The sequence below is a fragment of the Roseiarcus fermentans genome (genome assembly GCF_003315135.1).
Lineage (GTDB): Bacteria > Pseudomonadota > Alphaproteobacteria > Rhizobiales > Beijerinckiaceae > Roseiarcus > Roseiarcus fermentans.
The window spans coordinates 16,893-27,058 of record NZ_QNRK01000059.1 but is presented as its reverse complement, the minus strand read 5'-3'; the positions used below and the strand labels follow the sequence as shown (position 1 = coordinate 27,058).

General features: G+C 70.7%; 7 protein-coding genes. 1 reads left to right on the top strand and 6 read right to left on the bottom strand.

Annotated elements, in window-relative coordinates; genetic code table 11:
• Positions 1–458: 458 nt before the first annotated feature.
• Positions 459–2,279, top strand: a complete 1,821-nt coding sequence (locus DFR50_RS30370; RefSeq protein WP_113893972.1) for an ABC transporter transmembrane domain-containing protein — start codon at positions 459–461, stop codon at positions 2,277–2,279.
• A 146-nt stretch (positions 2,280–2,425) separates the two neighbouring features.
• On the opposite strand, the gene DFR50_RS30365 is transcribed toward DFR50_RS30370, so the two are convergent.
• The 6 genes from DFR50_RS30365 to gcvT all read right to left on the bottom strand — a co-directional run bounded on the left by DFR50_RS30365 (position 2,426) and on the right by gcvT (position 10,128).
• Positions 2,426–4,264: a chloride channel protein gene (locus DFR50_RS30365; RefSeq protein WP_113893970.1), complete on the bottom strand. Its 1,839-nt coding sequence runs from the start codon at positions 4,262–4,264 to the stop codon at positions 2,426–2,428.
• A 403-nt stretch (positions 4,265–4,667) separates the two neighbouring features.
• Positions 4,668–5,165, bottom strand: a complete 498-nt coding sequence (locus tag DFR50_RS32415) for a GyrI-like domain-containing protein (protein ID WP_170153451.1) — start codon at positions 5,163–5,165, stop codon at positions 4,668–4,670.
• 388 nt (positions 5,166–5,553) lie between these two features.
• Positions 5,554–7,098, bottom strand: coding sequence for an aminomethyl-transferring glycine dehydrogenase subunit GcvPB (gene gcvPB / locus DFR50_RS30355; protein ID WP_113893966.1), 1,545 nt, complete (start codon positions 7,096–7,098; stop codon positions 5,554–5,556).
• A gap of 158 nt (positions 7,099–7,256) precedes the next feature.
• Positions 7,257–8,600 (bottom strand): aminomethyl-transferring glycine dehydrogenase subunit GcvPA, encoded by a 1,344-nt coding sequence (gene gcvPA / locus DFR50_RS30350; RefSeq protein WP_113893964.1) that lies wholly within the window; start codon positions 8,598–8,600, stop codon positions 7,257–7,259.
• A 3-nt stretch (positions 8,601–8,603) separates the two neighbouring features.
• Positions 8,604–8,981, bottom strand: a complete 378-nt coding sequence (gcvH, locus tag DFR50_RS30345) for a glycine cleavage system protein GcvH (RefSeq protein ID WP_113893962.1) — start codon at positions 8,979–8,981, stop codon at positions 8,604–8,606.
• A gap of 16 nt (positions 8,982–8,997) precedes the next feature.
• On the bottom strand, positions 8,998–10,128 hold the full coding sequence (gene gcvT / locus DFR50_RS30340) for a glycine cleavage system aminomethyltransferase GcvT (protein ID WP_113893961.1): 1,131 nt from the start codon (positions 10,126–10,128) through the stop codon (positions 8,998–9,000).
• Positions 10,129–10,166: the final 38 nt, after the last annotated feature.

The window sequence follows — 10,166 nt, the reverse complement described above, 5'->3', positions numbered from 1 at the left end:
AAGCCGAAGGCGCTGGCGATGCCGAGCAGATCGACCGCCGTGGCGCCGCTCCCCATGCCGCCGACCACCGCCGCCCCGCAGCCGAAGAACACGAGAGCGAAGGTTCCGATGAATTCCGCCAGTTGTTTGTTCATGTGCTTGCCCCTTTCACCATTGCGCCATCGTTGGTTACGGCGGCGGCGCTCCCCCCTCGAACCCGAACGCAGGTCCGAAAAACGTTGTCTTGAGAGGTGTATAAGGGCCGCGCCGGTTTGCGCAAGACGGGTTGCCCGCGCCGGCGCGTTCATCCCGGGCGGCGCCCGCTTTCGAGCGGCGACCTCGGATCCGGCGTTGACACGGGCCGCGGGCCCGCTTCTACCGGCCCCTCGAGGGCGCCCGATGCAATCCGTCGCAGGGACGGGCCTTGATTTCGGCCGAAACTTGGGCCGTAAAGCGCCGGCAACAGTCAGGAGCCGAACATGTCCTCCGCCACCGACGCCGGTCGGCGGGCGCCCCGAGCCTCCCTCGGCGCCCTGAAATCGGTGCTGCCTTATGCGCTCGTCTACAAAGGGCGAATCGCCGCCGCGCTCGCAGCGCTGTTCGTCGCGTCCGCGGCGACTCTCGTCGTCCCGGTGGCGGTGCGGCGGATGGTCGACTTCGGCTTCTCGGACGCCAACGCCGGCGTGATCCGCAGCTATTTTCTCGGCATGCTGGTGGTCGTCGCCGTGCTCGCGATCGCCTCCGGGCTGCGCTACTATTATGTCATGACGCTGGGCGAGCGGGTGGTCGCCGACGTGCGCTCGGATCTGTTCACCCACCTGACCCGGCTCGACCCCGGCTTCTTCGACGCCGAGAAGACCGGCGAAATCGCCTCACGCCTCAGCGCCGACACGACCCAGCTCAAGGCGACGTTCGGATCGTCGGCCTCGATCGCGCTGCGCAATCTCTTCATGTTCGTCGGCGCAGTGGCGATGATGGTCGTCACCAGCGCCTGGCTTTCGGCCTACGTCCTCGCGGCCATTCCGGTGATCGTGCTGCCGCTGTTTGCGGCCGGGCGCGCGGTTCGCCAGCGCTCGCGGCGCGCCCAGGACACGCTCGCCGACGCGACCGCCTTCGCCACCGAGAGCCTGTCCGCCGTGCGCGTGATGCAGTCGTTCGTGGCGGAAAAATTCACCGCCGGGCGGTATCGCCAGGCGGCCTACGGCGCCTACGAGGCGGCGCGCAGCATGGCGCAGGCGCGCGGCGTCGTCACCGCGGCCGCTTTGTTCCTGGCCTTCGGCAGCGTCGTCATCGTGCTGTGGGCGGGCGCCCAGGCGGTGGTCGCCGGCAGCATGTCCGGCGGAACCCTGACGCAGTTCCTGCTCTACGCCGTGCTCGGCGCCGGCGCGCTCGGGCAATTGACCGAGGTCTGGAACGAGGTGTCGCAGGCGGCCGGCGCCGCGGGGCGGATCGGCGAACTGCTGGCGGTCGAGCCCCGGATCGCGGCCCCGGCGAAGCCGCTGGCGCTGGCCCGACCCGTGCGCGGCGAAGTGACCTTCGATGCGGTCGATTTCGCCTATCCCGGCCGCGGCGACGAGCCGGTTCTGAGCGACGTCGGCTTCCGCGTCGCGCCCGGCGAGGTGGTCGCCATCGTCGGTCCCTCTGGAGCCGGGAAGTCGACGCTGTTTCAGCTCGCGCTGCGGTTCTACGATCCGACCCGCGGCGTGGTGCGGCTCGACGGCGTCGACGTCGCGAAACTCGATCCGGCCGCGCTCAGGGCCGAGATCGCGCTCGTCCCGCAGGACGCGTTCATCTTCGGGGCCAGCGTCGCCGACAACATCGCCTACGGGGCGCCGGGCGCGTCGCGGGAGAAAATCGCGGCGGCCGCGAAGAAAGCCGCGGCCGACGGTTTCATCTCGGCCATGCCGCAAGGCTACGACACGCTCTTGGGCGAGCGCGGCGTGACGCTCTCGGGCGGCGAACGCCAGCGCATCGCGATCGCCCGCGCCATCCTCAAGGACGCGCCGGTCCTGCTGCTCGACGAGGCGACGTCGGCGCTCGACGCCGAGAACGAGACGCTGGTGCAAGGCGCGCTCGAGACGCTGATGAAAGGGCGCACGACGCTCGTCATCGCCCACCGCCTCGCCACCATCGTCAACGCCCACCGCATCCTGGTCCTCGAGGCGGGCTCGATCGTGGAGGAGGGGACGCACGCCTCGCTGCTCGCCGCGAACGGCCTCTACGCGCGGCTCGCGCGGCTGCAGTTCGAGACCGGCGCGGCGGCGCTCACCGCGGCGCCGGTGGCGGAGGCGGCGCAGTAGGAGGCGCCGGCGCGCTTCCCGGGTTGGTCGGATCGAACGCCTACCGCCCGACACGCGATTGGCGCAGACGGGCGCCCGGGGGCCCTGCCCGGCGAAGCCGGCCGATGGCGATCTGAACAGCGCCGGGCCGGCCGAGCCGGGACGTCTTACTCTTCGAAGTTGTCGATCACGGCGTCCGCGATCGCCCGTTTGGTCACCACCCCGACGACGTCGCGCGCCCGCGGACGTCCCTCGCCTTGAAACACGATCGCGGCGCCGGCGCGATGACGCTTGAGCCGCGCAAGCACGAGGCTCAGAAGGTCCGTATTCCGGCAGATCGCGGGCGGGCGTTCGACGAACCGGTCGATCAGCGCGTCCGGATGGATGCGCGCCTCGCGCCACAGGCCCGATCGCGGGGGCACGAGACCGACCAGGCGGCCGTCTCGTTCGACGACGATGGCGCGGAGATCGTCGTCGGAATCGTCGCCGAGCACGTCGCCGAGCGTCGTGCCGGCCTCGACCAGATGGAAACGGCGCTCCATCACGTCCTCGGCCTGTTTCACCAGATAGAGGTTGTAGTGGCGCTCCTTGGGGATGCGATGGCCGCGGTGGCGCAGCTTGATGGTGTAGATCGTCTCGCCGATCAGAGCCCGCCGGACGCCGGACGCCACCGCCACCGCCACGATCACCGGAACGATGATGGCGTAGTCGCGCGTCATCTCGAAGATCATCACGATCGCGGTCATCACGCCGCCGGTCCCGGCGCCGACCATCGCCGCCATGCCGACGATCGCCGCCGACGGTACGGTGAGCCCGGCATGCGGCAGGGCGACGCCGACCGCCGCGGCGAACGCGCCCCCGAGCGTCGCCCCGAGGTAGAGGGACGGCGAGAAGATGCCGCCCGACGCCCCTGAGCCGAGGCTGACGGTGGTGGCGATGAGCTTCAGGGCGAACAGCAGCGCCAGCAGCCCCGCGGCGGTCATCTGGTGGTCGAGCACGGACTGGATGACCCCGTAGCCGACGCCGTCGATGAAGGGATCGCCGAACGCGCGGGTGAGGCCGACCATCATCGCGCCGATCACCGCCATGCCGACGACGTTCTGCACATAGGGCCCGCCGGGCAGTCTCGGAAAGCCGTCCTCCATCACGACGAGCAGGCGAATGAAGGCCCACGAGGCGAGGCCGCAGAGCACGCCGAGCGCCACGAAGGCGAGCGCCTCCTGCAGGTTGAACGCATCGGTCGGGGCGAACTGGATTTCCGGGACCTTGAACGCCGGGTCCGGGCCGATCAGCATGCGGCCGACCTGAGTGGCCGCGCCGGTGGCGATCACGACCGGCAGGAAGGTCCGGTTGGACACTTCCGGCAGCAGGATTTCGAGGGCGAACAGCACCCCGCCGAGCGGCGTGTTGAAGGTCGCCGCGATCCCCGCGCCGGCGCCGGCGGAGAGCAGGGTGACCTTCTGCCACCGCGCGAGGCGGATGAGTTGCGAGAAGGCCGAACCGAGCGCGGCGCCGATCTGGATGATCGGTCCCTCGCGCCCGACCGCAGCGCCCGTGCCGATCGACAGGGCCGAGGCCAGCGACTTCACCACCGCGACCTGCCAGCGAATGTCGCCGTCCTTGTAGAAGACCGAGTCCATCACCTCCGGCACGCCGTGACCCTTCGCCTCCGGCGCGAAGGTCTGCACGAGGTAGATGACGATCAGGCCGCCGACGATCGGCGAGAAGAACACCCAGTCGCCCCAGCGGCTCGCCCCTTCGAGCAGGTTGGCGTCGTAGCGGAAGCTGAACATGCCGAGATACGAGGCGTTGTGGATGAGCGCGATCAGCGCGCGCAGGGCGACCGCGCCGACGCCGGTGACGATTCCAACCACGAGCGCGAGCAGGCAGAGCGCGAGCAGGCCGACCCGCCGCTCATCGCGCCGGAGCGGGGCATTCGCCGCGCGCGACGCTTCGCCGAGAGTCTGGTCCCTCGGCGCGGACGGGGACAGAGCGGGAGCGGCCATGCCTGACAAATCTCGACCCGAGCGGAAAGGGAACCCGAACGATGAGACCGTGACCACGGTCAACGTCATCCGGGCCGAAAAAGGTCAAGAAATCGTGTCGGAACATTGGCGTTTTGATGGGTTCTTGCGGGCGTAGCCGCCCCCGAATCAGCGGCCGTTGGCGACGCGGCCGTGTCCGGTTTTCCCAAAGGCGCTGGCGCGAAGCCCCGCCCCGACGGGCGGCGCCTCGCGCGCTGCGGCGGCCCTCTCGACAGGCCCGGAACGAGCGCGCCGTTCCGAAGCGAGGACCTGCGCGCGGTCCCAATGGACGAACTCTGCGCGATCCGGGTCGCCGGGTCGGCCAGAGCGGCTGCAACACATTGGTATGGTCAGCGCGCGTGAGGCCTACGCGGGGCGCCTGCGGCTATTTCAGCAGGACGTAGATGTCGACCTCGAGGTTCGGATCGTCGGCGTCCTTCACGTCGTTCACGTATTCCTCGACGAACGAATCCTGGGCGTCGATCCCCTTTTCGTCGAGATAGGCGGTGATCGCATCATAGGTCGCGTCGATGTCGGCATAGGCGCCCAGATGCTGGAACCGCATCGCCTTGCCGCTGGGGGCGACGCCGATCTTGACCGCCTCCGACAGCGCCGACTTGCCGGCCGCCGCCGCGGTCTCGAGCGGGTAGCCGGCGCGGTAGCGAAAACCGGTGTTGTCGGATTCAATGAACACCGCCAGCGGCCGGCCGGCCGGTTTCAGGCCGGCCTTGTCCATCTCGCGCCTGACCAGACCCAGCGAGCCCTGGATGGCGGAATAGACCTCGTCGCGATCCGCCTTGCCCTCGATGAACGCGAACGGCCGGGCGGCGAGGTCGACCGTTTGGCCGGTCGAGCCCTCCGGGGTCGGCCTGTCGGATTCCATGGGCCTGGCGATGTCCGGGGTTCCCGGGGCGGGCGGCGAACCGGACGCGGCGGGGGGCTGCGAAGCTGCGCCGGCGGCAGGCGCGGCCTGCGTCCCGCTCGCGGCGGATGGGGCCTGAGGGCCGGGCGCCGGCGCTGGGGGGTTCGCCCCCGGCGCCGGGGGCGAACCGGCCGACGCGGGAGCGGACGGTCCTGAAGGCGCGCTGTCGGCGTGGCCGGGCGTCGCGATCCCGACGAGCGCGAGAACCGCGAGAAGGGCCGCCGCCGCCAAACCAATCCGTGTGCTCGCGAGTCCCATCCGGCGCTCCGCTGGCCCATGCGGGCGTATCGCCGCCCGGCGTCCTGTCTTAGGACAAATCCGTCTCAGGACAAAGACGCAGCCGTTGCGATCACGCCGCCGGCGGTCGGGTCCAGCGCAGGACCGGCTGACGCGCCGCCCGCGTCTCGTCCAGCCGCCGCCGCGGCGCATAAACCGGCGCCGCCGTGAAGCGCTCGCGCTCGCCCGCCTTCGCCGCGAAGGCCAGGTCCCTGAGGGTCATGATGAACCGGTCGAGGCTCGCCTTGGATTCCGACTCGGTCGGCTCGATCAGCATCGCGCCGTGCACGATCAGGGGAAAGTACACCGTCATCGGATGATAGCCCTCGTCGATCATCGCCTTGGCGAAATCGAGGGTCGAGAGGCCGGTGTCCTTCAGCCAGCGGTCGTCGAACAGGGCTTCGTGCATGCAGATCCGCTCGCCGAACGGCGCGCTCATCAGGTCGTTGAGCGAGGCGCGGACATAGTTGGCGGACAGGACCGCGTCCTCGGACGCCTGGCGCAGGCCGTCGGCGCCATGCGACAGGATGAAACTCAACGCCCGCACGAACATGCCCATCTGGCCGTGAAAGGCGCTCATCCGGCCGAACGACTCGGTTCCCTCGGCGTGCTCGACCAGCCGGAGCGCGTCGCCCTCGCGCCGGACGAAGGGGACGGGGGCGAACGGCGCGAGCCGCGACGACAGCGCGACCGGCCCGGCGCCCGGGCCGCCGCCGCCGTGCGGGGTCGAAAAGGTCTTGTGCAGGTTGATGTGCATCGCGTCGACGCCGAGGTCGCCGGGGCGCGTCTTGCCGACGATGGCGTTGAAATTCGCGCCGTCGCAGTAGAAATACGCGCCCGCCTCGCGCACCGCCTCGGCGATGCCGACGATCTGACGCTCGAACAGGCCGGCCGTGTTCGGGTTGGTCAGCATGATCGCCGCGACGTCGGGCGCGAGCGCCGCCCGGACCGCCTCGACGCTGACGTTTCCGTCGTCCCCGGCCGGAACCGAGCGCACCGAAAAGCCGATCAGCGCCGCGGTCGCGGGATTGGTGCCGTGCGCCGATTCGGGCACCAGCGCGACATGCCGGGTCGCCCCCTCCCCGCGCGCCGCGATCGCCGCCTTGATCGCCATCATGCCGCAGAGTTCGCCGTGCGCTCCGGCCTTGGGCGACATCGCGATCGCGCTCATCCCGGTCATGACCAGGAGGGCGTCCGCCAGCGCCTCGATGACCGCGAGCGCGCCCTGCGCGGTCGAGGTCGGCTGCAGCGGGTGCACGTCGGCGAAGCCGGGCAGCCGCGCCATCTTCTCGTTGAGACGGGGATTGTGCTTCATCGTGCACGAGCCGAGCGGATAAAGTCCGGCGTCGATCGAGTAGTTGTCGCGCGACAGGCGCACGTAATGCCGGACCGCCTCCGGCTCGGTGAGGCCCGGCAGTTCGGGCGCGGCGTCGCTGGCGAGCGCGCCCAACCGGGAAGCGAACGGCGCCGCCTCCTCGATGTCGACGCCGGTCGCGTCCAACCGGCCGGTCTCGAAAATCAGCGCCTCCTCGATGTCGAGGCCGCGCGCGCCGGTGAAGGTTGTTCGCGAGCCCGCCTCGGCGGGCTCCGGTCGGGTCGGCCGGCCTTCTCTGTTCATCGACGGTCGTGTCCTCGAAACGGGCTAGGGCAGGATGAATTGAGGTCCGTCATTGCGAGCGAAGCGAAGCAATCCACGCTGGGGAAGCTGCCGCGGCATGGATCGCTTCGCCTTCGGCTCGCAATGACAGCGGTGTTTCCACTTGATTTCATCATGCTCTAACGCAAGAGATCCGCCAGCGCGCTGGCGTAGGCGGCGCGGTCGTCGTCGCTGTTCACCTCGGTGCTGGCGACGACGATGCAGTCGTCGAGCCCGGCCGCCGGCAGGAGACGCGAGACCGGCAACCCGCCGATGACGCCGCGGCGCGCCAGGGCCTCGATCACCTCCGCCCCCGGACGCGGGGTTCGCAGCGTGAATTCGTTGAAGAAATGCGCGTTCAGGATCTCGACGCCGGGCACGGCGGAGAGACGCTCGGCGAGTTGGACGGCGCCGGCGTGATTGACGCGCGCCAGCCGCCGCAGGCCGACCCCGCCGAGCAGGGCGAGGTGGATCGAAAAGGCCAGCGCGCACAGGCCGGAATTGGTGCAGATGTTGCTCGTCGCCTTCTCGCGCCGGATGTGCTGCTCCCGGGTCGACAGCGTCAGGACGAAGCTGCGCCGGCCGTCGGCGTCCACGGTCTCGCCGGCGAGACGGCCCGGCATCTGGCGTACGAATTTCAGCCGCGTCGCGAACAGGCCCAGGTAGGGGCCGCCGAACGAGAGGGCGTTGCCGATCCCCTGTCCCTCGCCCACGACGATGTCGGCGTCCATGGCGCCCGGCGATCGGAGCGCCCCGAGCGACACCGGATCGGTGAACACCGCGATCAGCAGCGCGCCACGCGCGTGAGCCGCCGCCGCGACGGCAGCGAGGTCGCGCGGATTGCCGAAGAAGTCCGGGCTCTGGACGATGACGCAGCTCGTCTCGCCGTCGATCGCGGCGGCGAGGTCCTCGCGGGCGAGCGGATCCGGCGCGAGGCGCTCGATCCTGTCGCCGGAGCAATGCGCCAGGGTCGCTGCGACGTCGGCGTACTGCGGGTGAAGGCCGCCCGACAGCACGGCCTTGCCGCGTCGCGTCAGACGATGCGCCATCAGCATCGCCTCGCCGCAGGCGGTGGAGCCGTCGTACATCGAGGCGTTGGCGACCTCCATGCCGGTCAGCGTCGCCACCTGGGTCTGGAACTCGAACAGGACTTTCAGCGTGCCCTGGGCGATCTCCGGCTGGTAGGGGGTGTAGCTGGTCAGGAATTCCGAGCGCTGGATCAGATGGTCGACGCTCGCGGGAATGTGGCGCTTGTACGCCCCCGCGCCGAGAAAGAACGGCGCGGATCCGGCCGCGAGGCTCTGCGCCGCCATCGCCGACAGGATCCGCTCCACCGCCATCTCGCTCTTGGCCAGCGGCAGATCGAGGAGGCCCTCGATCCGCTTGTCGGCGGGGACGTCGGCGAACAGCGCGTCGACGTCGGGGACGCCGATCCGCGCGAGCATCGCCTCGCGTTCGGCGCCGTCCAGCGGCAGGTAGCGCATCGATCAGGCCTGCGTCTCGAGAAAGGCGGCGTAGGCCGCCTCGTCCATCAGGGCTGCGGCCTCGCTCGGGTCGGCGAGCCGGATCCGGAACAGCCAGCCGGTTCCGAGCGCGTCCTCGTTGATCAGGCCGGGCTTGGCCTCGACCTCCGAATTGACGGCGACGACTTCGCCCGCGACGGGGGCGAACACGTCGCTCGCGGCCTTGACGCTCTCGACCACGGCGGCCGGGTCGCCGGCCTTCAGCATCGTGCCGACGCGCGGGTTCTCGGCGAACACCACGTCGCCGAGCTGGCGCTGGGCGTGATCGCTGATGCCCACGACGCCCTCGCCGCCTTCGATCCGGACGTATTCGTGATCCTTGGTGTAGCGGAGCTCAGCCATGACAGGGTCTCTCGATTCAGCCGCGATAATAGGCGTGGGGGTGGAAAGGCAGGACGGCGACCCGCGCCGGAAGCGGCTTGCCGCGCACGACGAGCCCGACCGGCGTCCCGACCGCGGCGTGGGCGCGATCGACGAAGCCCATCGCGATCGGCGCGCCGACGCTCGGGCCGAACCCGCCGGAGGTGACGATCCCGATCGGCGCGCCGTCGGCGGACACGATCTCGGCCGCCTCGCGCGCCGGCGCGCGTCCTTCCGGACGGAGCCCGACGCGCACCCGGGCGGATCCCTCGGCGAGCGCCCGCAGGATGCGGGCGGCGCCCGGGAATCCTCCCTGGGCGCGGCGGCGCTTCTGGATCGACCAGGCGATCGCCGCCTCGACGGGGTCGACCGTTTCGTCGAGCTCATGGCCGTAGAGGCAGAGCCCGGCCTCCAGCCGCAGCGAATCGCGCGCGCCGAGTCCGATCGGCGCCACGTCCGGCTCGGCGAGCAGCCGGCGGGCGAAGCTCTCGGCGCGCGCGGCCGGCAGGGAGATCTCGTAACCGTCCTCGCCGGTGTAGCCGGAGCGGGAGACGAAGGTCGCGACGTCGCCGATCCGCGCCGGCCGCGCGCCCATGAAGGCCAGGGTCGCGAGGTCCTCGCCGGGCGCGAGCCGTGCGAGGGTGGCCGCGGCCAGCGGACCCTGCAAGGCGACCAGCGCCGCGTCGTCCAGCGGCGTGAGGCGAACGCCGTCGGGCAGGCGTTCGGCGAGGCGCGCGGTGTCGACGGCCTTTCGCGCGGCGTTGACGACGAGGCGCAACGCGCCGTCGGCGCCGGGGGGACGCGTGACCATCAGGTCGTCGACGATTCCGCCATCGTCGTTGAGGAGCTGGGTGTAGCGCTGCCGGCCCGGCGCGAGACCGAGGAGGTCGGCCGGGCACACCGTCTCCAGAAACGCCGCGACCGTCCGATGGTCCGGGCCCTCCAGCAGAGCCTGGCCCATGTGCGAGACGTCGAACAGTCCCGCCGCCTTGCGCGTGTGCAGGTGCTCGGCGAGCACGCCGGCCGGATAGTGGATCGGCATGGCGTAGCCGGCGAACGGCGCCATCCGCGCGCCGAGTTCGACGTGCAGGGCATGGAGAGGCGTCTTCAGGATGACGTCGTCGCTCATGGGTTCCCCGATCGAGTTCAGGCGCCGGCAGAGCGCCC